This is a genomic window from Endozoicomonas sp. ALD068 (genome assembly GCF_049310145.1).
Taxonomy (GTDB): Bacteria; Pseudomonadota; Gammaproteobacteria; order Pseudomonadales; family Endozoicomonadaceae; genus Endozoicomonas_A.
Genome location: NZ_JBLYNU010000004.1, coordinates 2,522,604 through 2,549,361, shown reverse-complemented (window position 1 = coordinate 2,549,361; position 26,758 = coordinate 2,522,604). Strand labels below are relative to the sequence as shown.

Here is a 26,758-nt window from a genome sequence, read left to right as displayed (position 1 = left end):
GAGTCTGAGAAAAAATAGCAGTGGGTTCAGGATGTAGCAAGAATGGTTCCGTGTTCGGATTGGCTGCTGGCTGCGAATCTTGTGATAACTTTTTTATGTTGCTGCAGTGAGCGGCTTTGTCTACAGAGGCCAGACTGACAGCATCGGGTCAACGCAGTAAACTCAATCACTATGCGACAGAATCAACGGATCCGGTGCTTAATGATTTTATATTTTTTTGAGACTTCAAAATAAGTGGAATTGAAATCTGTATTTTGCGCCTCTTCCAGAATAGTGGCGATTTGGGCTGACATACAGTGATAAAAAGACAACCAGGAATTAAGGTCTTTTTTGTATGGTTTAAATGTGATGCTCATGGCCTCCCGGTTATCATCGTACATAACCGTCAGATCGGCGGTTGCCAGAAGTGCGAAAAAAGCCTCTCTCATTGGTTCATTTTCTTCAATCGCCTGTTTCATTATCGCGTTCCAGAACAGAACCTGTGCGTTGTAACGGCTATCAGTGATGGTATCGTAAGCCGACAAATAATAGTGAACCAGGGCAGAATTTGTGCGATGTTTTTCCAAAAGAGCATAACTTAAATCCATACAATTCGGGTGGGGTTGGTGCCAGGACAAGTTATAAAAGAATTCATCTAAATTGTTTTCAGAATGTGATGTTTCCTTCAACACTTCAAACAATTTTGTCCGGCTTAGCTTGTAGCTGGCAATATCCTCCAACAATTTATCAATATCAGAAGCTGTTTTCCCAGATGATGTAGTCTGCACCTTTGATGTGTCCAATATAAAAGCTTTGACAAGACTTAAATACTTTTTAATATTTTCTGGCCTGTCACTATTTTCGATTTCACTGTCCAGCCAAATACAATATTGTTTTGGTCTTTCTTTAATTGTAAATTCCCTTTTTTTCTCCAGTGGCCTCAAAAGCATTCCTTCAATACTGCCTGGGTCAACTATCCTGGAAAATAACGCTTCTTCAACTTCAGGGCCATCATTGCTGAACACAAATTGGATGTTATGTTCAAAGGGGTTAATCAAAAAAAACTTTGCCATCAGTGCTGGCCAACCAGCCTGAGGAATATGCAGAAGATTAAACCGTTCATTAGTAAAGACTCTGATGGCTGCTTCAGTGGCAAAACGTACACCATGTAGAGAGCTTGCTAATAGCCCGGGCAAAATGTCCGTAACTATCTTACCTGCTTCAATAAAGATCTTTTCCCCGGGTTTTATGGTCGATGAGTATTGAATAACAGGCTTATTGGCCAAGTCTGTTTGCCAGGCTTCTGATGTCTCGTCCTGATAATACTGATAGTCGTCTAGCCGCATAGCCACTAATGATTCCAGATAACCACCATAAGGGAAGCCGAGTTGACGTGCTTTCATGAAATGATCATAAGCACTGGCCAGTGCACTTTTGTGACCGGTCAACACAATAGTCTCTTTTAACTTTTTGGCGTTGAGTTTAATTTCCGGGCTAAAGGGCAACTCAATCGTTTCGTAATCCTCTGGTATTTTTGCCCCCATCAGTGTCAGTGCCTTTAGAAAATAGTAATAACCCATTCCCAGCTCGTTTGTCTGATTTTTATTTTTTAGTAAAGCCCTTCTGAATACAGAAATCTGCTTTTCCACCTGCGGCAAAAAAAATGCCGGGTTTTCCTGAATAAATTTGACTTCCTGAATAATCTTGTCATCCAGTTGAAACAAATTCTGGAGATGTTCTTCCCGATTGAATGGTCCTGCCGAGGGTCGGATACCTGGCTTCAGTGCTGTTGCTTGACCGGCTGCGTTTGCGGTTTTTTTTGCTTTTTCAGGGTTTTTATCTGTTTCAGACGTTAGTTGCGCCGAAGTCGATGGAGTAGGGTGAGGCGGAACTTCTTTGATTTGAATAAAGTCTCTTGAAAGCAGCAAAGATCGGGCAAGAATCCAGTCTTCTATTAAATCGGGTCTGGACTTTTTAATCGCCTTATTATTTATTTGGTCATGATGCTCGTCAAATATTTCCTTTTCAGCCTTGCTGTCTTTGCTTAACGACGCTTTGAGATAGCTTTCCCAAAAACCCATTTTCCAAAAGGCTATGAATCTGGGTTGATGATATTTGAGCAGTTGTCCGGTTTGCTCAGTATCCATGAATGCTTTCAGATCAGTCATGGCCAGTACGTTTGGGAAATAAGATATATCCATGAACTGAGGTTTTTTTTTCGAGGCGCCCTTAATTTGCAGGGCGTTGAGGCTGTACGACCAAAGTTCACTGTGAATCTGACCGACTGCGGGTTCTTTTTTTCTCTCCAGTATCAGTATCAGCGACCCGATGGTTTGTTCCAGTTCCCGAGCCCCGAAGTGGATTGTCTTTAGTGCTGTTAGTGTGGAGGGGTTATCCGGTTCTCTCAGGGCATTGACAATGGCCTTTACTTGACTGCCTCTGTCTGAGAGATCTGACTCTCTGGCTAACCCCTGCTCAATCCTGGTCAGGGTAGTGACGTCAGTATCCTGATAGAGCTGCTCCAGAAATCCACCTTTCAACAGGCCTTCAACCTTTATCTGGTTGAAGCTTGTCGCTCTGGTAGCCATGCTGCGTAACAGCCGGTTGACAGGTTCCATCTGGGGCCAGCCTGCCGGATGTTGGTTGTGTAATTGCATCCCGATTAATAATTGGTACGAAAGCGGTATACCGGCAATGGCTGCCGGTAACAGCAGCTCGAAGGTTTTTTCATAGATCTGAAGTACTTCTGGTTTTCCAGATGGGAGTTTCTGGTTCAAAATGAACAACGCCTGAACCAGTTGTGCATAGGGGAAGTGGCTCTCATAAGCGGCCTGTTCCAAGTCTCTGCGCTGCTGACTGCCCGGGGTATTAGCGAGATTGATGGTGATGACCGGTTGGTCACCGGATTTATCTGCAGAAGCTCCGGAGCAGGCCAGTATTTGCAGGGTTTTTGTTTTTCCGTCTTCCAGCTGATTTTGCAGTGTATTGAGTTCTGTATCTCGCGCAGGGCTTTCTTCAGGGGTTTCGCCTTCTCCTGTGGCATCGCAATGTTGCATCTTTATTGCCTTATTAAGCTCGTCCGGAAAGTTATAATCCATCTCCTTAAGCCAGTCTGATATTTCTACGGACTGTGACAATGCAGATTCGAAATTGATCTTATTCGGGATTGGCTTTTGTGCGGCGGTTTTATTCTTTCCCTTTTTTGACCCTTCAGCAGGATCAGGTGCCACCACCTCACTGTCATGAGCAACTGTAGAGTGTTGATCTCTGGCATCGTTTTCTGCCTTATTCTCTACCTTGATAGTGCTTTCCTGTTCATTGTAAGACTGCGGCTTAATATAAGGATGCAGAAATTCCGGTAACCTGGATAATTCTGAAGAACCGCTGAACACTGACTGTTGAATAATTGTCTGTACCTGTTGCTCAGCGTCACTTGATAGCAATATTTTCAATGCATTTCGGGCATTTTGCACCCGTCGATTTGCAACAATACCCGGGTAGGTTTGATCAGGTTGTGTGTCCTGAAGCAGTTGTTCAACCATAGCGGGCAGGCTTGGCATAAGCAGTTTGGAATTCCTGGCAAAAGGTTCTACACGCGTGAAATCGAAATACCCTTCAGGGCCAGCAGAAATATCGATCGATAAGATTCGCCATTTTTTTGTCTTGTAACGGACGTCCCCCAGTGTCTTTTCATTGTTTTTATCGTGAAGGCAGGTGATCTTTACGTTATGCAGTAGCCGTTTGCGCTGCAATTCTTTTGGGTTGGTTAGAGCCATAGCATGAATGTTGCCGCTTCTAACAATGGGGCCAGACAGGGTACTTTTTAGCTTTTTCTCTAAAGCGGCTGAAATGGTTTTCAGACTTTTGATATCCTCAACTGCCAAATCAATATCATTAATAACAGGGACCTTGCCAAGTTCGGTGGGCTTAACCAACAATGAAAGATGTTGCCACCTGGCTATACCCCCATAAACAAGAGCACCACCAATATCTGATATAACACTCCAGATTTCTGTATAGATTTTTCTAAAAACAGGTGCGAGCACCAATAGTGCAGGAATTACATAGCGGACATCCTGTTTTTTTACTAAAAAGGCGCCCTCGTAATAAGCTTTTACATGAATATCCAAAAATTGCATTTTGTAGTTTATTGTTGATGTCGAGAGATCCGGAGCTATAAGGGCGATATATTTACTGGCAGAATCTTCCCAGAAAAAAATCACTGCTCCAAGCAGGTTTTTGCTGATGTAAAATGTTCCGTCGGGGTTCCCTGTATCGTCGAACGTGTAACAAACAAGGCGTAATTTGTTGTAAAAACTGAATAGGTTGTGTCCGTATTCTCCCTGCATGAATTTATCGGGTGCAGTAAACGCCTGTTTTAGCTGCTTGCTGGCAGATTTTATAGTGTTGCACTGAAGACTTTCCCGGCATAATAAAATATCTTTTTGCCATTGTGGAAACAGCTCCCATAACGCATTTTCAAACTCACTGCCTCGCAGCCATTTGTTCTCCTGTTTGCTTAAGTGGGGGCGGTTCAGGAAGTGATTGAACCACAGGTCGTTGTCATCGTGACGGGACAGTCTTACCGCGTGATTCTCGCTAAAGAGGAACGTATGAATACCTTCAAACTCCTCCAGAGGCTGTTGAGGCGTATGAGCATGGTTTATATCATGGCTGTAGTAGCGATATTTCTGACCACCAGGCACGATGACCTTTATAGAATTTTGCAAGGCTTTTGATGCCAATTCCATGTGTTGTTGGTTTTTCGGATCAAAACCCTGGAGTATCTGGTCATATAATGTTTCACTGTCGCAGTCAGGTGGTTGGCATTCACTGACCAATGTTTCAAATCTTCCACTGGATTTAATATCAAGTTCTTCCTGAAGAAAATCGGACACACCAATCACTCTTCCGGGCCTGAGCTCGAAGCGCCGGTAAAAATACAATAGATGGTTAAGCAAGGATGCCGAAGATACTGCGTTTGCCAGTGTGACCCGATGGCTGCCGCCCGGTGGTGGCTCATTGTCGTCAATATTGTTCTCACCATTTGATTTAGCACTTCGTTGACTTCTGTTGCTGCTTTGTTGCGCTTTTTGTTCAGAGGAAAAAGCCGGGCAGGATTGGAATTCAGGCAGTCCATTATTCCCCTGGACACCAGAAGCAGTCATTATGCCTGATACAAACCCTGTAGAAGAGAGTGACATATCTGGCTGATGAGGGATGGCAGGAGGATTAAAGCCGTCGAACACGTTGCTTGTTTCGGGCACCAAAGCCAATGGGTTTCCGTTTGTTTGATGGCTAAAAAAAGGTGATACACGACCGGAAAAGTATGAGTGGACAGGGTGGCCCGGAAACTCACGGTTTAAATAGGTCAACACATTGTTCAGTAACTCAGGCCGCCGTTTAACAAACTGGTAAAGTGAACCAGGGTCGCTCAGAATCTGCTCCCTTACCAGGACACTGAGGCTTTTCGGGATGGGTGATGTGAACCCTGAGAGAATTCCCCGCCACTGATAGAGATTAAAGGGCGTATTGGTCACCGTGCTCATAAGCAGGGCAGCCAGGTTGAGATGCTCACTTTCTACCAGGGTGCCAATCTCTGGTCCATCCCAACCGGCGTAATGATCCTCGACATTATAAGGGGCATCAGCGAACCGCATCAGCAGCACCGGGTCACCTGCTCCCCAGAAATGGTATTTCCGATGTCTGTCGTTGCGGGCGATGAACAAAGAAGATCTCGACCAGGCCGGGTAGGTATCATTGCCGGGCGATACCTTTTCCAGTGCCCAGAGGTTAAAGTACTTCCCGGTCATGAGTGCCGGACCGGGGTTTATTGCAGTCTCGGGAATGCCAGGTTGATAAACCCAGTTTTGATCTGACCACTGATAAAGCCAGTGATTATTTTGGCAAGCGTGTATTTTTTCTTTGTCAGCTGGCTTGCTTTTATTGGGTTCTCCAAACAACTTATCGTGGGAAGAGAGGCAATCAATAGCCTGATTGACCCGCTTGATATAACTACTGTCCAAAGCGGTTTGCCCGTCAGCGCTGATACTGTCTTTTCTAGCCAGTTCGGGCAATAGCCAGGGTTTTGCGTGATTCAGCGGGAAATCAATAAGAACGCTCTGACACTTTTTATGCTCTGTAAGCGGATTGGTCTGGCAGATAATGGCCTGCAGGCGATTCTGCTGACTTTCTCGCCAGGGACGCAGGAAAAGGGTACTGGTATGGGTGTCGTTTAGTAGTTTCCAAAGCGACAGCCAGGCAGACAGAGAATCACCCTCGACGGCCTGAGTCTCTGACGATGATGTCGAGGGTGAGGCCGTAATTTGCCAGACAGGATGATTTTCGATACAAGTGGTTTGAATTGACAGTTGGCCTTTCAGCAAAGAGTGATCGATCATCACCGGATGAGGGTTGCAATCGGGGGCATCACCAAAAGCCCGGGACAGTGAGGGAAATCCGCGACTGAAAGAAGGGTAGGGTACGATTGAAGGAGGAAGCAGCTTTGCTAACAGAAAGCCGGGCAGGTGACTCAACCATTGATGCCTGAAAAAAAGGGACAGCTTTTTGGGGGTGCCAACGTCGTGTATTACGTGATAATGATTACTCAGCTTGAGGTGAAAGTTATTGGCTTTAAATCCTGCGTAGAGACCTAAAAAGCGGATTTCTGGCGCCTTGTACCCAGGTTCATTCTGGTAGCTGGAGGCATGACCTGAATGTACGTTCATTTCAATCGCGAATAGCAGCGCAATTAAGTGAAGTTTTAACAGTCTTCTGTGACAAACAGGCATAGAGCTGCCGTAGACCCCATTTGATAATTTGTTAATCAGAGTTGACCTGTTAAATAACAGCTTTTATTGATACTGATTGAATAAATTGTTCTGATCTCTACGGAGACTGAGAAAAAATAGCAGTGGGACCAAGATGTAGCAAGAGTGGCTTTGTATCTGCGTGAATAGCTTTTAATGGGGTTTATGTAATTCTGCCGAACGCTGGGTTGTAGATCCCTTATTTGACTGGTTAGAAAACTATCGCCGTTTATAGAAAATAATGAGCGTAAACTGAACCCAAGTCTTCAATTTACACATTTGGTCTTGGCTAAGTTGCTTTTATCTGTTGTTTGAACCAGTGTCCCGCAATTTTTTCAGAAAGCCGTTCACCTGTTAGCTCGGTAGCCTCTGTCAGCACTCGCCGCCAGCCCAGATAATGTTTCAAGTATTTGGTCGCAATCCCGTGAAAAACACCATGAATCCATCCTTTCAAGTGGCTGTGGTAAGCATTCACATGCTGGATGTGGAACACACCTTCAATGACGTGCTGGCCGGCTGAGGTCACTAACTCTTTCAACGGCAGCTCCATGTCTCTGGCCAGCTTTTCGTGAGCCAGGCTGGCTTCAGCGCACAGAATGGCTTTTGAAGACAGATGGCCTTCGAGGTGCTGCTGCATCTCCGATGCACTTTCATTGGCGAGGATGCCATCAACTGTTCGTGAGGAATGATCTCTTGCGACCAAAACGGGAATTTTGCGGCAATCCGTTTTTTTATCATTACCTCTTTGTCTTGCTGGTCTTGGTAGCTCTGATCTCTGCCCTTTGAAGGACTCACGCAAAAATGTTTCATCCAGTTCAACAATATCACCCAGATCATTTCCTTGGTCATCCTCCAGCACGACAAGGAAGCGGTGTCGCCAGCGGAAAGAGGTGCGCAGAGTGACGCCACATTCAGATGCTGCCACTCGCAGGGTTGTGGAGTGGCTCATTCCATTCAGATAAGTCTGCCACTTTTCAGGATGTCGAAGCCGGGCTAACGGGGTTGCTGTTAATGCATTAAATGTTTTGTGGCATGACTTGCAACGGTAGCGCTGCTTGCCATCACTGCTACCCCAGCGTTTTATCTGATCACTTTCACAATGAGGGCACCTCGGGTGCTCAGAGAATTTCTGTTGAATGGTGGTGCTCAGGTTCGGCTGATGCGTCTTGGTCTCAACCTCTGGAGAAAGAGCTTTGTTAAGAATATTCTTCTGATGGCTGGTCAATGTCGAAATGGCATCAAGAAATGACTTGAAGAGAGCATATTGCATAACGGCATCCCTTACAGTAGGAGACCGTTGTATTATAGTTCAAACAACAGATAAGGCTAACTTAGCCTTTGGTCTTTCTGGTAATCTTACGGGTCAGGTACTGAATAAAGTAATATTGCTTTTTGGTTATCATAATGCTTTTGATGGAAATCTGCTTTTTGTGTCTCTCCCAGAATAAAGGCGGAATTGGCCGAGATCCTGTGAAAAAAGGCCAGCCAGGAGGCAAGATCTCTATTATACGTTTGAAATGCAATGTTCATGGCCTCCCGGTTTTTATCGTACATAACCGTTAAGTCGGACGTTGCCAGAACTGCCAGGAAAGCACGTTTCATTGGTTCATTTTCGTCAATCTTCTTTGTCATTATCTCATCCCAGAACAGATCCCGTTCGTTATCAAAGTGATCATTAAGGGTCTCGTAAGCCCATAAGTAATAATGAACCAGGGCTGACTTTGTGCGATGTTTCTTCAAAAGAGCATTACTTATAGCCTCATAATTTGGGTGAGATTCCAGCCGGGGAAGGTTATAAACGAACTCATCGAAATAGGTTTCAGGTTTTGGTGTTTCCCGCAGTACTTCAAACGATGTTGCATAATCATATCGGCTTAGCTCATAGCTTGCAGTATTTTCTGAGAGTTGTTCAACATCAGAAGCTGCTGCCTCTGATGATATATCCAGTGCGTCTGATTCACCCAATACAAAAGATTTGACAAGTCTTAAATACTTTTTAATATTTTCTGACCTGCCACCACTTTTGATTTCACCATCCAGCCAAATACCATAGTGTTTCGGTCTTTTTTTAATGGAAAAATGCTTTGTTTTTTCCAGTGGTTTCAAAAGTATTCCTTCAATACTGTCTGGATCAATTATCCTGGGAAATAACGCTTTTTCAACTTCAGTGCCATCATTATTGAACACAAATTGGAGGTTATGGTTTACGGGGGTAATCAAAAATTGCTTTGTGATCAGTGCTGACCAACCAGCCTGAGGAATATGCAGAAGATTAAACCGTTCATTAGTAAATACTCTTATGGCTGCTTCGGCAGCAAAACTCACACCCATTAGAGAGCTTGATAACAATCCGGGCAATGTGTCCGTAACAATTTTGCCCGCTTCAATAAAGAGCTTTTCCCCTGGTTTTATGGTCGATGCGTATTGAATGACAAGCCCATTGGTCGAGTCTTTTTGCAGGGCTTCTGATGTTTCGGTCTGATAATGCTGGTAGTTGTTTAGCCGCATACTCACCAGTGATTCCAGATAACCACCATAAGGGAAGCCAAGTTGACGTGCTTTCCTGAAATGATCATGTGCACTGGGCAGAACTCTTTTGCGACTGGTTAATACTATCGGCTCTTGGAAAGATCTTAATTCTGCCTCCAGAAGCGTCAATCCAGCCAGGCAATGAAGCCAGCCTGACATCTGCAATGATTCGGAATCCATTTTATCTTCATACAGACTTAACTTCTGTTTTAATTTCTGATAGCCAGCTTGTTTGGCTTGTTCAATGGCAAGAAAAAAAGCACTTTCGTCTCCATCTGCGAACCTTTTCAAATTTTCACTGTTAAAGACAAAGTAGTCGATGAATTTTGATTGAACATTACGTGCAACAGCCTTTACTGGCTTATGCCATATAAAGAGCTTAAATATTTTGCGTAATTCTTCCCAATCACCTGAATCAATCTGGAGTTTTCGTGCATTTTCTGCATTTCCACCGATGAGCGTGATGATATGCTGATGTATCAGCGAAAGGGTGTTATAACAATACGACGTGTTATCCTCGGTAACCAGTTCACGAGAAAAACCAATTAACTTTGTCAGATGTTGTACATCATGACCAAAATGAAGGGATGTTAAGCGAGCCTGGTTAACGAAGGGGAGGGCTTTAAGATGGGGGAGAGTCGGCTCTGCTTCTGTTGATGCACCAACCAGATAAAAAGCAAGTTCTATAATATCTGCCAATGCCCGATTATGACGGTCAATATCTTTAGAGAGCGTCCTCTGAGCTTTTCTAAGGAATATGGGAATCTCCGGGTTTGCTTCAGAGCCGAATATAGAAAAGTTAATGATGTACAGAGATAAATCCAGGCAACCAAAATCCAACAGTTCCATTCGACCGGTTGCGAAGTACAGTATCAATCTTATTGTTGCTTCCGCCCTCTCTGCCGCTTTCACTTTAGTTGCCTCTTCAGCTGCCGCTGCCTCTTCAGCTGCCGCTATCGCTTTCTTTGTCGCTGCCTCTTCAGCTGCCGCTATCGCTTTCTTTGCTGCTGTCAGTTTTGCTTTTGCTTCCTGTGCTGCTTTTTGAGCTGCTTTTTTTGCTGTTAGTACTTGCACTTTCGCTGTTAAATCCACTGCCGATAAGGTTTTTGCTTTCACTTCCTCTAACTCTTTCGCTTCCTTGAACGCTCTCGCTTTCGTTTGCTCTTCATTTACGGCTAATTCTGCCGCTGCATTAGCCTCTTTTGCGGTAAGCACAGCTGCAGTTGATTCCGGTTTTACTAACACTCGTTCATACTGTATTTTTGAAAAATGTCGGGTATTTTTAAATTTCTGGCTCATTCGATTCAAAACAAAATCAACTGCTCCATCAGAGCCTTTTATTGAAAGCTGCTCCAGAAACTCTCTGAGTACACTTATGGAAGGTGTTACCCTTCCCGGCATCTGGCTATGGGGGTTTTTCAGGTATGTGTCTGGATCAAAGGCCAGTTTCAGTTCGAAAGTCCTTGGAATCAGCACCAGCCACTTGAGTAACATTCCGGCCTGAACCGCTGAGTCTGAGTCCGATTCGAATAAAATCTCAATAGACTGAGATACCCCCGAGAATGCAGAGAGATGAGCTTGCGTGACTGCGCTGGGGTTGCCTTCCATACCATGTTCAAAAAATAGCAAGAGTATCGGGGCATAAGGGAAAAAATGACTATTAGACAATACAATAGCCTCTTTTATCTTTTTGGCGTTGAGCTTGACTTCGGGACTAAAGGACAACTCAATAGTTTTGTTGTCATCCGACATTTTGGCCCCTAACATGGCCAGTGCTTTCAGAAAATAGTAATAACCCATTCCAAGCTTGTTTGTTGTATGGTCATGATTTCTTAATAAAACTTTTCTGAATGCAGTAATGTGCTTTTCCACCTGTTGCAAAAAAACTTCCGGGTTCTCATGAATACATTTGACTTCCTGAATAATCTTGTTATCCAGTTGCAACAAATACTGTGTATGTAGTTGTTCATTGACTTGTTCTGTAGAGGGTCTGATGCCTGGCTTCAGCTCCGTTCGTCGTCTGGTGGCATTTATTGTTTTTTTTGCTTTTTCAGTATTTGTAACTGTTGCCGAAGTGAGTTGAGTTGAAGTGGCTGGTTTAGTGGCAGCCGGAACCGTCACCTCTTTGGTTTGAATGAAATCTCTTGACAGCAGCAAAGATCGAGCTAGAACCCAGTCTTTTATTAAATCAGATCTGGACTTTTCAATCGCTTTATTCCTTATTTTTTCATGATATTCGTAGAGCATTTCCTTTTCATTGTTTCTGTCCTTGCTCAATGAAGCTTTGAGATAGCCTTCCCAAAAGCTCATTTTCCAAAAAGCTATGAATTTGGGTTGATGACTTCTGAACGATTGTCCGGTACGCTCAGTGCCCATGAATACTTTCAGGTCAGTCATCGCCAGCACCTGCGGGAAACTCGTTATATCAATGAACTGAGATTTTTTCCTGGGTGCACCCTGAATCTGCAGGGTGTTGAGGGTGTAGATCCAAAGCTCACTATGTATCTGACCTGCCGCTGGTTCTTTTTTTCTTTCCAGAATCAGTTTCAGTGAAGCGATGGTTTGTTGCAGTTCCCGAGACCCGGGACGAACAGCTTTCAGGGCTGTTAATGTGGAGGGTGTATCCGGTTCTCTCAGGGCATTGAGTATGGCCTTCACTTCTCTGCCTTTGCCTGAGAGTTCTGACTCTTTGGCTAAACCCTGCTCAATCTTTGACAGGGCGGTAACATCTGTATCCTGATAGAGCTGTTCGAGAAATCCACCATTCAACAGGCCTTCAATCTTTACCTGGTTCAAGCTTGTCTCTCTGGAAGTCATACTACGCAACAATCGATTTACAGGTTCTATCTGAGGCCAGCCCGCCGGATGGTGGCTGTGCAATTGCATTGCGATTAATAATTGATAGGCAAGTGGTATACCGGCAATAGCTGCCGGTAACAATAGCTCGAAGGCATGTTCATAGATCTGAAGTGCTTCTGATTTTCCAGAGGGTAATTTTTTGTTCAAAATGAACAACGCCTGAACCAGTTGGGCATAGGGGAAGTGGTCCTCATAAGCCGCCTGCTCTAAACGCCTGCGTTGCTGACTGTCCGGGATATTAGTCAGATTGATGGTAATGACCGGCTGGTCTCCGGATGTATCAGCAGAAGCTCCGGAACTGGCCAGTATTTGCAGTGTTTTTGTCTTTCCTTCCTTCAGTTGTTTTTGTAGTGTATCGAGTTCTGTTTCGAGCGCAGGATTTTCTGTAGTGGCTTTGTTTTCTTCAGTGGCATCGCAATTTTGTGTCTTTATTGCTCTATTCAACTCTCCTGAAAAGTTATAATCCACCTCCTTAAGCCAGTTTGATATTTCTACGGACCTGGACAATGCCGTTTCGAAATCGATCAGATTCGAGATTGGCTTTTGGGCGGTGGTTTCCTTCTTTCTTTTGTTTGAGCGTTCAGCATTATCACGTGCTGTTGTCTTGCTGTTATGAACTACTGTAGCGCTTTGATTATCAGGGCTGGCTTCTACTTTGATATCGCCCTCGTCTGGCGTAGTTGCAGTGTCGCCTGCTTTTGGTTGAACCGTTTTTTTCAGCTTTTGTCTCTGTTTCTTTTTCTTCTTACGAGAATTTAAAGCCGAATCATGGGTTATCGATTCTGCACCTTTGACATTAGCAGTACTGGCAAATGCAGCATGTGCGGCAATAGTTGTCTGTCCTGGTGCATTGTCTTTCAGAGGCTCATCGACAGTGGGCGTTGTTGTTTTGGCTTTGGCAGCAACTAAAGGATGTTGATTATTCGTATCATTTTCTGCCTTATTCTCTACCTTAATAGTGCTTTTCTGTTCATTGTCAGGTTTACGCCTGATATAAGGATGCAGAAATTCCGGTAACCTGGACGACTCTGAAAAACGGCTGAATACTGACTTTTGAATAATTGTCTGTATCTGTTGCTCAGTGTCACTTGATAGCAATATTTTTAATGCATTTTGAGCACTTTGCATCCGTCGCTTTGAATCAATACCCGGGTAGGTTTGATCAAGTTGTGTATCCTGCAACAGTTTTTCAACCATTGCGGGCAGGCTTTGCATAACCATTTTGGAGCCCGTGGCAAAAGGTTCTACACGTATGAAATCGAAATATCCTTCAGGACCGGCAGAAATATCGATCGATAAGATTCGCCATTTTTTTGCCTCGTAACTGGCGAACCGGATGGTATTTTCTTCATTTGTATCGGGAAAACAATTGATCTTTAAGGTGTGCAGGAGCCCTCCGTGCTGCAATTCTCCCGGGCTGGCTAGAACTAAGGTGTGAATGTTGTTGCGTCTAACAGCAGTGCCAGGCAGGACGCCTCTTAGCTTTTTCTCTATAGAAGCCGAAATGTTTTCCAGGCTTTTGATATCCGTGACTGCCAGGTCAATATCATTGGTAACAGGTACTTTGCCCAGTTCGGAGGGTTTAAGCGATGACGTAAGGTGTTGCCACCTGGCTAAACCACCGTAAACGAGAGCATCTTCAGTATCGGATATAATTTTTTCGGCTTCTGTATAGGTTTTTCTAAAAACAGGTGCGAGCACTATCAGTGCAGGAATTACATAGCGGATATCCTGTTTTTTTACTAAAAATGCACCCTCGGAATAATCTTTTAAATGAGTATCCAAAGACTGTATTTTGTCGTTTATTGCTGATGTGGAGAGATCCGGCGCTATAAAGGTAATATATTTGCTGGCAGAGTCTTCCCAGAAAAAAATCACTGCTCCAAGCACGTTTTTACTAATGTAAAACATTCCATCGGGGTTCTCTGTATCCTCGAAGGGGTAGCAAACAAGGCCTAATTTATTGTAAAACCTGAACTGGTTATTTTCGTGTCCTCCCCGCATGAATTCAGCAGGTGAAGTAAATGCCCGTTTTAGTGCTTCGCTGGCAAATTTTATGGATGGGTTTTCAAGACTTTCCCGGCATAATAAGACATCTTTCTGCCATTGTGGAAACAGATCCCATAAAGCCTTTTCAACCCAATTGGCTGCCAGCCAGTCACTTTCCTCAGTATTTAAGCGGGAGTTGGTCAGGAAGTGAGTGAACCATAGTTTGTTGTCACTGTGAGAAGACAGTTTTACAGCGTGATTGTTGTGAAACAGGAAGATATGGCGATCTTCAAGCCTTTCCAGAAGCCGACGAGGAGTATGATCGTGGTTTTTATCATGGTCATAGCAGCGATATTCCTGACCATCATGAACGATGACTTGTATCGAATTTTGCAAAGCTTTTGATGCCAGCATCATGTGTTGTTGGTCTTTCGGGTCAAAACCCCGGAGCATCTGGTTATATAATGTTTCACTTCCACAATCGGACGGTTTGCACAGACGGAGCAGGGTTTCAAATTTTTCCCTGGATGTGACACCAAGCTGTTCTGAAAGAAAGTCTGATCTATGGGCCATTCTTTCAGGCCGAAGTCCGGAGCGCCTGTACAAATAGAATAGATGTTTAAGCAAGGAGGTTGAGTACACTGCGTCTGCTGGTGTGACCGGATGCTTGCCGCCCGGTGGTGGTGGCTCATTGTCGTCAATATTGTTCCTACCGACAGAGCTGGCAGTTCGTTTACTTTTGTTGCCACTTTGTTCGGCTTTTTGTGCAGAGGGATTACTCGGGGAGGACTGAGATTCAGGCGGTCCATTATTCCCCTGGACACCAGAAGCAGTCATTATGCCTGATGCAAACCCTATAGAGGGGAGTGACATATCTGGCTGATGAGGGATGGCAGGAGGATGAAAACCGTCGAATGCGTTGCTTGTTTGGGGCACCAAAGCCAGTGGGTTTCCGTTTGTTTGACGGGTAAAATAAGGTGATACACGACCGGAAAAGTGTGAGTGGACAGGGTGCCCCGGAAACTCCCGGTTTAAATAGGTCAACACATTGTTCATTAACTCAGGCCGCCGTTTAACAAACTGGTAAAGTGAACCGGGGTCGCTCAGAATCTGCTCCCTTACCCGGGCACTGAGGCTTTTGGGGATGGGGGATATGAACCCTGAGAGAATTCCCCGCCATTGATAGAGATTAAAGGGCGTACTGGTCACCGTGCTCATAAGCAGGGCGGCCAGGTTAAGGTGCTCACTTTCTACCAGGGTGCCAATTTCAGGTCCGTCCCAACCGGCGTAATGATCCTCGACATTATAAGGGGCATCAGCGAACCGCATCAGCAGCACCGGATCACCTGCTCCCCAGAAATGGTATTTCCGATGTCTGTCGTTGCGGGCGATGAATAAAGAAGATCTTGACCAGGCTGGACAGGTATCATTGCCAGGCGATACTTTTTCCAGTGCCCAGAGGTTAAAGTACTTCCCGTTCATGAGTGCCGGGCTGGGTTCTACCGCAGTCTCGGGAATACCCGGTTGGTAAAGCCAGCTTTGATCCGACCATTGATAAAGCCAGTGATTATTCTGGCAGGCGTGAATTTTTTCTTTGTCAGTTGTCTTGCTTTTATTGGATTCTCCAAACAACTTATTGTGGGAAGAGAGACAGTGAATAGCCTGATTGACCCGCTTGATATAGCCACTGTCTAAAGCGGTTTGCCCGTCAGTGCTGATGATGTCTTTTTTAGCCAGTTCGGGCAATAGCCAGGGTTTTGCGTGGTTCAGCGGGAAGTCAATAAGAACGCTCTGACACTTTTTATGCTCTGTAAGCGGATTAGTCTGGCAGATAATGGCCTGCAGGCGATTCTGCTGACTTTCCCGCCAGGGACGCAGGAAAAGGGTACTGGTATGGGTGTCGTTTAGTAGTTTCCAAAGCGACAGCCAGGCAGACAGAGAATCACCCTCGACGGCCTGAGTCTCTGACGATGATGTCGAGGGTGAGGTCGTAATCTGCCAGACAGGATGATTTTCGATACAAGCGGTTTGTACTGACAGTCGGCCTTTCAGCAAAGAGTGATCGATCATCACCGGATGAGAGTTGCAATCGGGGGCATCACCAAAAGCCCGGGACAGTGAGGGGAAGCCGCGACTGAAAGAAGGGTAGGGTATGATTGAAGGCGGAAGCAGTTTTGCAAACAGAAACCCGGGCAGATGACTCAACCATTGATTCTGGAAAAAAAGGGACAGCTTTTTGGGGGTGCCAACGTCGTGTATTACGTGATAATGGTTACCTAGCTTGAGGTGGAAATTATTGGCTTTAAATCCCGCGTAGAGACCCAAAAAGCGGATTTCTGGTGCTTTGTGCCCGGGTTCATTCTGGTAGCCGGAGGCATGACCTGATTGTACGTTCGTTTCAATTATGAATAGCAGGGCAATTAAGAGAAGTTTTAACAGTCTTCTGTGACAAACAAGCATAGAATTGCCGTAGATCCCATTTGATAATTATTAATTTGTCAATCAAAGTTGACCTGTTAAATAACAGTTTTTATTTTTACCGACTGTATTGTTTTGATATCCATGGAGTCTGAGAAAAAATAGCAGTGGGTTCAGGATGTAGCAAGGATGGCTCTGAATGTAGTTTGGGTGTTGGTTTTGAACCGGAGATATTCACCATCCCGGTCAGTCAACGCTGGTAGTTCTTGAAAAGTCGGAGAATAAATATCTCCGGTCAGTTTATAAGCTATGAACCTGATGGCTTTGTACCTGTGCGAATAGACTCTTAGAGGTGATACGTTAATCTGCCGGATGCCCGGTGCCGGGTTGTCGAACCGAAGCATTTGGCCTTATTGGTACTCTTACTGGTTAGGTACTTAATATATTAATCCGGTTTGAGGTAATATTTCTTTTTGTATTGAAAAACGCTTGAAATGGAAATCTGCTTTTTGCTTCTCTCCCAGAAGGAAGGCGGAAGTGGCTGTAATCGAGTGTAAAAAGGCCAACCAGGAAGCAATATCTATATTGTATCGTTTGAATGCGGTAATCATGGCTTCCCGCTTCTCTTCATACATAACAGTTAGATCGGCAGTTGCCAGAAGTGCAAGAAAAGCTCTTTTCATTGGTTCATTTTTTTCAATCTCCTGTGTCATTATCCCATCCCAGAACAGGTCTCGCTCGTTATCACTGTTATCATTGAGGGTCTCATAAGCCCATAAATAATAGTGAACCAAGGCTGACTTTGTGCGATGTTTCTTCAAAAGAGCATTGCTTATAGCCTCATAATTTGGGTGAGATTCCAGCTGGGGCAGGTTATAAACGAATTCATCAAAACCGGTTTCAGGATGTGGTGTTTCCTGAAGTGCTTCAAACAATTTTGTATAGTCATAACGGCTTAACTCATAGCTTGCAATATTCTCTGAGAGTTGATCACTATCAGAGGCTGTTGCCTCGGATGCTGTATTCAGAACCTCTGGTTTATCCAATACAAAAGCCTTGACAAGACTTAAATACTTTTTAATATTTTCTGGCCTGTTGCTATTTTCGATTTCATTGTCCAGGAAAATACCATAATCTTTCAGTCTTTCATGAATGGTTACCTGCCTTGTTTCCTCCAGTGGTTTCATAAGTATTCCTTCAATACTGTCTGGGTCACTTATCATGGGAAATAACGCTTTTTCAGCTTCAGACTCACCATTGCTGAACAGAAACTGGAGGTGATGATTTACAGGGGTAACCAGAAGATGTCTTATGATCATTGCCGGCCAGCCAGCCTGTGGGATATGCAGAAGATTAAAGCGTTTGTCAGTAAATATTCTGATGGCTGTTTCAGCGGCAAAACGTACACCAAATATAGAGCTTGATAACAAGCCAGGCAAAACTTCCGTAACAATCTTATCCGCTTCAATAAAGATTTTTTCCTCCGGTCTTTTGGTCGATGCATATTCAGTAACAGGCTTGTTGATCGAGTCAGTTTGCCAGGCTTCGGATGTCTCGCCCTGATAATGCTGGTAGTGGTTTATTAGTCGCATAAGTACCAGTGATTCCAGATAACCAGCATATTGAAAGCCAATTTTACGTGACTTGAAGAAATGATCATAAGCAATGCGCAGGACTCTTTTGTGGCCGTTTAGTATTACCCGCTGGTGATCAGAACTTATTTCCGCCTCCAGAAGTGTCAAGCCAGCCAGGCAATGAAGCCAGCTTAAAATATCTACTGATTCAGGGTCATTTTTATCTTTATATTGGTTTATCCGTTGTGACAATTTCTGATAGCCAACTCTGCTGCTTTGCTCAATAGCAAAAATAAAAGCTCTTTCGTCCCCACTTTTGAACTCTTTAATCAAAGTAGTGTCAAAAATAGCATAGTCGACGTTCTTTGGTGTAAAATAAGTATCACCCGTTTGGAATGGCTTATACCATATATGGTTTTCAAGCCATTTACGTGTTTTTTTCCAATCTTCTGAATCATTCTGCAGTTGTTTTACCTGTTCTGCATTGCCACCGAACTGCCTGATCGTGTACTCGTGAATCAGCAAATAAATATTGTACCATTGTAGCTTATTCTCGGCAGCCAGTTCAGGGAATAAGCTAATTAATTTTTTTAGAAGTTGTATGTCATGGCCAAAATGATTAGCGGTTAAGTTGACTTGGGTATCGAGGGGAAGGGCTTCAAGATGAGGAAAAACGGGCTCTACTTCTTCAGGTGAACCGATCAGATGAAAAGCAAGTTTAATGATGTCTGCAATTGCCCGCTTCTCTGGATTAATATCTTCAGCGAGTTGCGCCTTTTTTTTGGTGAGGAATGCGGATCCCAATGAGGTTGCGTAAAGAATGCCTGGCACAGTAAGACGCAAGATAACTGAGGATAAATCCAGGCTATTAAAGTGAAGCAAGTCTATTCGATCAGTGGCAAAGTGCAGCACCAATTTTAATATTGCTTCCTTTTTCGCTTCCTCTTGCATTACTTTTTCTGCTTCCACTGCTTTCTCCGATGCCACTTCCAGTCTCAATATTGCCGCTGTTGACAGTTCCGATTGAGCTGCCACTGATGCTGCCGCTTTAGAACCATCTCCTACCTCTATTTCCATTCGCATTTCCACTTCTGCTATAGCCTCCGATGCCTCTTTTGCTGCTGCTTTCGCTACCACAAATGCCAACGCTGCTTCATTGATTTTGATTGTATCTGCACGCTTCTGTGCTTCCTCATGCGCTTTCATTGCCGCCGATTCCATTTGCGCTGCTTCCGTTGCCGCTAAACATGCCGCTACCGCCAGCATTTGTTCGTGCTGTCCTTTTGGCAGCTGTTGGATATTCAGAAACATCTCGCTTATTCGCTTCAAGGCAAGATCAACTGCGTCATCAGTGCTTTTTAGCGGAAGCTGATCCAAAAACTCTCTGATTATAAGTATGGAAGGTGTTATCCTGCCCGGAATCTTGCTTTGCGGGTTTTTCAGGTTAATATCTGCAGCAAGGGCCAGTCTCAGTTCGAAAGGCTTTGGAATCAGCAGTAGCCACTTGAGTAAGATTCCGGCCAGAGCTGCTGAATCTGATTCCATTTCTAATAAAATCTCAATAGACTGTGACACCCCGGAGAATGCAGAGATACAGGCTTGTAATTTAACGTCAGGCTCTCCTTTAATAGCATAATCGAAAAACAGCATGAGCATCCTTGCATAAGGGAAGTAGAAATGTTGAGAGTGTATAATAGTTTCCTTTATGTTTTTGGCGTTGAGCCTGACTTCCGGGCTAAAGGACAATTCAATGGTTCTGTTATCACCTGACACTTTTGCCCTCATCAGTGCGAGTGCCTTTAGAAAATAGTAATATCCTATTCCCAGCTCGTTTGTTGGATTTTTGTTTTTTAGTAAAGACCTTCTGAATGCAGAGATCTGCTTTTCTACCTGTTGCAAAAAATTTTCCGGGTTTTCCTGAATAAATCTGACTTCCTGAATAATATTTATATCCAGCTGTAATAAATACTGGATGTGAGCGTGTTCATTGAATTGGTCTTTTGATATTCTGATGCCTGGCTTTGGTCCTTTTGACGGTCTGGCTGAGTTTTTTGTTTTTCCAGAATTTGTGCCTGATCCAGAAGTTACTTGCTTCGAAATGACTGGTGGAGTGGAGGAGATCGAAACCGGAACTTCTCTGGTTTGAACAAAGCTCCTTGAAAACAGAAAAGATCGGGCAAGAATCCAGTCGTTAATTAAATAGGGCCTGAATTTATCAGTCGCTTTATGGCCTATTTTGTCATGATACTCCTCAAATACTTCCCTTTCATTCTTCCTGTCTTTGCTCAACGAAGCTTTGAGATAGTCCTCCCAAAAACTCATTTTCCAAAAAGCTATGAATTTGGGTTGATTACTTCTGAACGATTGTCCGGTACGCTCAGCGCCCGTGAATACTTTCAGGTCAGTCATCGCCAGCACCTGCGGGAAACTCGTTATATCAATGAACTGAGTTTTTTTCCTGGAGGCTCCCTGGATCTGCAGGGTGTTGAGGGTGCAGGCCCAAAGCTCACTATGTATCTGACCTGCCGCTGGTTCTTTTTTTCTTTCCAGAATCAGTTTCAGTGAAGCGATGGTTTGTTGCAGTTCCCGGGTTCCGGGGCGGACAGCTTTCAGGGCTTTTAATGTAGAGGGGGTATCCGGTTCTCTCAGGGCATTGAGTATGGCCTTCACTTCTCTGCCTCTGCCTGAGAGGTCTGACGCTTTGGCGAAACCCTGCTCAATCTTTAACAGGGCGGTAACATCTGTATCCTGATAGAGCTGTTCCAGAAATCCACCATTCAACAAGCCTTCAATCTTTACCTGGTTCAAGCTTGTCTCTCTGGAAGTCATACTACGTAACAATCGGTTTACAGGTTCTATCTGGGGCCAGCCCGCCGGATGGTGGCTGTGCAATTGCATTGCGATTAATAATTGATAGGCAAGTGGTATACCGGCAATAGCTGCCGGTAACAATAGCTCGAAGGCATGTTCATAGATCTGAAGTGCTTCTGATTTTCCAGAGGGTAATTTTTTGTTCAAAATGAACAACGCCTGAACCAGTTGGGCATAGGGAAAGTGGTCCTCATAAGCTGCCTGTTTTAACTCTATGTGCTGCTCTCTACTCAGGGTATTAGTCAGATTGATGGTGATGAAAGGTTGATATCCGGATGTATCAGCAGAGGCCCCGGTACAGGCCAGTATTTTCAAGATTTTTGCTTTTCCCTCCTGCAGTTGATTTTGCAGTGTATCCAGTTCTGTATTGGTGGCAGGTTTTTCTGCTGTGGCTTTGTTTTCATCAGAGGCTTCCCTTTCTTCAGTGGGACCACAATGTCGTGTCTTTATTGCCTTGTTTAGCTCTCCCGAAAAGTTATATTCCATCTCCTTAAGCCAGTTTGATATTTCTACGGACCAGGACAGTGCCGTTTCTAAGTCGATCAGATTCGAGATTGGCTTTTGGGCGACGGTTTCCTTCTTTCTTTTGTTTGAGCGTTCAGTAGTATCAGGGGCTGTTGTCTTGCTGTTATGAACTACTGTAGCGCTTTGATTATCAGGGCTGGCTTCTACTTTGATATCGCCCTCGTCTGTCGCAGTTGCAATGTTGCCTGCTTTTGGCTGAACCGTTTTTTTCAGCTTTTGTCTCTGTTTCTTTTTCTTCCTACGGGAATTTAAAGTCGGATCATGAGTTATCGATTCTGTACCTTTGACATTAGCAGTACTGGCAATTGCAGCATGTGCGGCAATAGTTGTCTGTCCCGGTATATTGTCTTTCAGAGGCTCATTGACAGCGGGAGTTGTTGTTTTGGTTTTGGCAGCAACTAAAGGATGTTGATTATTCGCATCATTCTCTGCCTTATTCTCTGCCTTATTCTCTGCCTTATTCTCTGCCTTATTCTCTGCCTTATTCTCTAACTCAATAGTGCTTTTCTGTTCATTTTCGGGTTCAGGCTTGATATACGGATGCAGAAATTCCGGTAACCCGGATGACTCTGAAGAGCTGCTGAATACCGACTTTTGAATCATTGTCTGTACCTGTTGCTCAGTGTCACTTGATAGCAATATTTTTAATGCATTTTGAGCATTTTTCATCCGTCGCTTTGAATCAATACCCGGGTAGGTTTGATCGAGTTGGGTATCCTGCAACAGTTTTTCAACCATTGTGGGCAGGTTTGGCATAGCCAGTCTGGAGCCTGTGGCAAAAGGTTCTACATGTATGAAATCGAAATACCCTTCAGGACCGGCAGAAATATCGATTGATAAGATTCGCCATTTTTTCGCCTCGTAACTGGCGAACCCGATGGTGTTTTCTTCGTTCGTATCGGGAAAGCAATTGATCTTTAAGGTGTGCAGTAGCCCTTGGCGCTGCAAGATCTTTGGGCTGTCTAAAACCGTACCGTAAATGTTGTTGCGTCTAACGGTAGTGCCAGGCAGGACACCTCTTAGCTTTGCCTCCATAGAAGCCGAAATGTTTTCCAGGCTTGTGGTATCTTTGACTGCCAGGTCAATATCATTGGTAACAGGTACCTTGCCCAATTCAGTGGGTTTAACCGATGACCTGAGGTGTTGCCACCTGGCTAAACCACCGTAAACGAGAGCACCTTCAGTATCGGATATAATTTTTTCGGCTTCTGTATAGGTTTTTCTAAAAACAGGTGCGAGCACTATCAGTGCAGGAATTACATAGCGGATATCCTGTTTTTTTACTAAAAATGCACCCTCGGAATAATCTTTTAAATGAGTATCCAAAGACTGTATTTTGTCGTTTATTGCTGATGTGGAGAGATCCGGCGCTATAAAGGAAATATATTTGCTGGCAGAGTCTTCCCAGAAAAAAATCACTGCTCCAAGCACGTTTTTACTAATGTAAAACATTCCATCGGGGTTCTCTGTATCCTCGAAGGGGTAGCAAACAAGGCCTAATTTATTGTAAAACCTGAACTGGTTATTTTCGTGTCCTCCCCGCATGAATTCAGCAGGTGAAGTAAATGCCCGTTTTAGTGCTTCGCTGGCAAATTTTATGGATGGTTTTTCAAGACTTTCCCGGCATAATAAGACATCTTTCTGCCATTGTGGAAACAGATCCCATAAAGCCTTTTCAACCCAATTGGCTGCCAGCCAGTCACTTTCCTCAGTATTTAAGCGGGAGTTGGTCAGGAAGTGAGTGAACCATAGTTTGTTGTCACTGTGAGAAGACAGTTTTACAGCGTGATTGTTGTGAAACAGGAAGATATAGCGATCTTCAAGCCTTTCCAGAAGCCGACGAGGAGCATGATCGTGGTTTTTATCATGGTCATAGCAGCGATATTCCTGACCATCATGAACGATGACTTGTATCGAATTTTGCAAAGCTTTTGATGCCAGCATCATGTGTTGTTGGTCTTTTGGGTCAAAACCCCGGAGCATCTGGTTATATAATGTTTCACTTCCACAATCGGGTGGTTGGCACAGACGGAGCAGGGTTTCAAATTTTTCCCTGGATGTGACACCAAGCTGTTCTGAAAGAAAGTCTGATCTTTGAGTCACTCTTTCAGGCCGAAGCCCGGAGCACCTGTACAAATACAATAGACGTTTAAGCAGGGAGGCTGAGTACACTGCGTCTGCTGGTGTGACCGGATGGTTGCCGTCCGGTGGTGGCGGCTCATTATCGTTATTTTTCCTGGTGTCCGATTTAGCACTTCGTTGACTTCTGTTGCCGCCTTGTTGCGCTTTTTGGTCAGAGCAAAAAGCTGGGCAGGCTTGGGCTACAGGCGGCTCACTACTCCCTTGAATACCAGAAACAGTCATTATGCCCGAAGCAAACTCTGTTGAAGGGAGTGATGCATCTGATTGATGAGGGGGGGCAAGGGTAAGAAAACGGTCGAACACGTTGCTTGTTTCGGGCACCAAAGCCAATGGGTTTCCGTTTGTTTGATGTCTAAAAAAAGGTGATACACGACCGGAAAAGTATGAGTGGACAGGGTGGCCCGGAAACTCACGGTTTAAATAGGTCAACACATTGTTCAGTAACTCAGGCCGCCGTTTAACAAACTGGTAAAGTGAACCAGGGTCGCTCAGAATCTGCTCCCTTACCAGGGCACTGAGGCTTTTCGGGATGGGTGATGTGAACCCTGAGAGAATTCCCCGCCACTGATAGAGATTAAAGGGCGTATTGGTCACCGTGCTCATAAGCAGGGCAGCCAGGTTGAGATGCTCACTTTCTACCAGGGTGCCAATCTCTGGTCCATCCCAACCGGCGTAATGATCCTCGACATTATAAGGGGCATCAGCGAACCGCATCAGCAGCACCGGGTCACCTGCTCCCCAGAAATGGTATTTCCGATGTCTGTCGTTGCGGGCGATGAACAAAGAAGATCTCGACCAGGCCGGGTAGGTATCATTGCCGGGCGATACCTTTTCCAGTGCCCAGAGGTTAAAGTACTTCCCGGTCATGAGTGCCGGACCGGGGTTTATTGCAGTCTCGGGAATGCCAGGTTGATAAACCCAGTTTTGATCTGACCACTGATAAAGCCAGTGATTATTTTGGCAAGCGTGTATTTTTTCTTTGTCAGCTGGCTTGCTTTTATTGGATTCTCCAAACAACTTATCGTGGGAAGAGAGGCAGTGAATAGCCTGATTGACCCGCTTGATATAACTACTGCCCAAAGCGGTTTGCCCGTCAGCGCTGATACTGTCTTTTCCAGCCAGTTCGGGCAATAGCCAGGGTTTTGCGTGATTCAGCGGGAAATCAATAAGAACGCTCTGACACTTTTTATGCTCTGTAAGCGGATTGGTCTGGCAGATAATGGCCTGCAGGCGATTCTGCTGACTTTCTCGCCAGGGACGCAGGAAAAGGGTACTGGTATGGGTGTCGTTTAGCAGTTTCCAAAGCGACAGCCAGGCAGACAAAGAATCACCCTCGACGGCCTGAGTCTCTGACGATGATGTCGAGGGTGAGGCCGTAATCTGCCAGACAGGATGATTTTCGATACAAGTGGTTTGAATTGACAGTTGGCCTTTCAGCAAAGAGTGATCGATCATCACCGGATGAGGGTTGCAATCGGGGGTATCACCAAAAGCCCGGGACAGTGAGGGAAATCCGCGACTGAAAGAAGGGTAGGGTACGGTTGAAGGAGGAAGCAGCTTTGCTAACAGAAACCCGGGCAGATGACTCAACCATTGATTCTGGAAAAAAAGGGACAGCTTTTTGGGGCTGCCAACGTCGTGTATTACGTGATAATGGTTACCCAGCTTGAGGTGGAAATTATTGGCTTTAAATCCGGCGTAGAGACCCAAAAAGCGGATTTCTGGTGCCTTGTGCCCGGGTTCATTCTGGTGGCCGGAGGTATGACCTGATTGTACGTTCATTTCAATTATGAATAGCAGGGCAATTAAGAGAAGTTTTAACAGTCTTCTGTGACAAACAAGCATAGAATTGCCGTAGATCCCATTTGATAATTATTAATTTGTCAATCAAAGTTGACCTGTTAAATAACAGTTTTTATTTTTACCGACTGTATTGTTTTGATATCCATGGAGTCTGAGAAAAAATAGCAGTGGGTTCAGGATGTAGCAAGATTGGCTCTGTATGTAGTTTGGGTGTTGGTTTTGAACCGGTGATATTCACCATCCCGATCAGGAATAAATCGATTGATGTCAGAACGGCTAGTGAATGCCGGTAGTCATAGAAAAGCCGGAGGAGGATATTTTTTCTTTAACAGTTTGTAATCTATTAACCTGATGGCTTGATAAAATTATTTTTTTCAGGGCTGCGTGTTTTTCTAATGTTTACAAGTTTTGGAGATACATGGATTACCTTCTCAATATTCAAGTTCGTAAGGTCAAGGAAGTCATTATGATGGGTATCCTGAATAATGAGTCCCTGCGGAACGTTAAAACCAAGTTAATGACGGCATCAACGACATCAAAACCAGCTAACTTGATTTTTCCAGCCAGTCATCGGCTTTGATTGGCACTGGCTACATCTGAATAAGTACCACTTATTACTGGCATAAATTGGTTTCAGGTCAGGACTGATAAGAACAGTTTTCATTGTCTGGTTCATTACTTTTTGTGGTTCTCTATTTGAATAAAGAAAACTAATCAGCTCGATAGATGGGAAGTTCTTTTTGATCTGCTTAACAAAATTTTCAATGCAATTAGTAGCAGACGAAATGCAGGCATTGCGAAAAATAATGGCTAACTTGTCTGATCTCTAATGATCTCAGCTAAGGTTTCAAGGGCCATTGGTCCTGTCTTTTTATTGTGAGCTGCGATACATGTTTTTGGAATATCAGAATTAACATCAGAGTCAAAAGTAACCAAAGGGATGTCCACTGAGTCTGCTTTTTCCAGAATGGGGTTAACGCATTGATGACACTTTTCAATTTAGGCAACAGTCAGTCGTTTAGCTTTGCAAAAATCCTGATGAAAATACCAAACGTTTCTTGAAACAACACCTTCGGGTGATGATCAATAATCGTAAACTCATGTACTGTGTCGGTTATCTTGTTTAGCAGACCAGCCGATAGTCCGGATTCTCAAAATCTGAGTCGGTGTACGTTTGTGTAGACGTAGACAGAACAGAACAAAAAAAAATTGTAAAGATCGATGGTACAGGACCTGACTGTCTGCAGCGCTTTCGAGAGC

At 44.4% G+C, this 26,758-nt stretch carries 5 protein-coding genes; 1 reads left to right on the top strand and 4 read right to left on the bottom strand.

Features of this window, described 5'->3' with window-relative positions:
• Positions 1-182 precede the first annotated feature (182 nt).
• From ACO6V5_RS08840 to ACO6V5_RS08825, 4 genes are all read right to left on the bottom strand, one after another.
• Positions 183-6,707, bottom strand: coding sequence for a hypothetical protein (locus tag ACO6V5_RS08840; RefSeq protein WP_422492091.1), 6,525 nt, complete (start codon positions 6,705-6,707; stop codon positions 183-185).
• A gap of 370 nt (positions 6,708-7,077) precedes the next feature.
• Positions 7,078-8,058 (bottom strand): IS1595 family transposase, encoded by a 981-nt coding sequence (locus ACO6V5_RS08835; RefSeq protein ID WP_422413678.1) that lies wholly within the window; start codon positions 8,056-8,058, stop codon positions 7,078-7,080.
• Between the two features lie 86 nt (positions 8,059-8,144).
• Complete coding sequence (locus ACO6V5_RS08830; protein ID WP_422442396.1) at positions 8,145-16,625, bottom strand: hypothetical protein; 8,481 nt, start codon at positions 16,623-16,625, stop codon at positions 8,145-8,147.
• 395 nt (positions 16,626-17,020) lie between these two features.
• Positions 17,021-25,477, bottom strand: coding sequence for a hypothetical protein (locus ACO6V5_RS08825; RefSeq protein WP_422442398.1), 8,457 nt, complete (start codon positions 25,475-25,477; stop codon positions 17,021-17,023).
• Between the two features lie 439 nt (positions 25,478-25,916).
• On the opposite strand from ACO6V5_RS08825, the gene ACO6V5_RS08820 reads away from it, so the two are divergent.
• Positions 25,917-26,078 carry a hypothetical protein gene (locus ACO6V5_RS08820; RefSeq protein WP_422137765.1) on the top strand — a complete coding sequence of 54 codons (162 nt, stop codon included), beginning with the start codon at positions 25,917-25,919 and terminating at the stop codon, positions 26,076-26,078.
• The last annotated feature ends 680 nt before the right edge of the window (positions 26,079-26,758 follow it).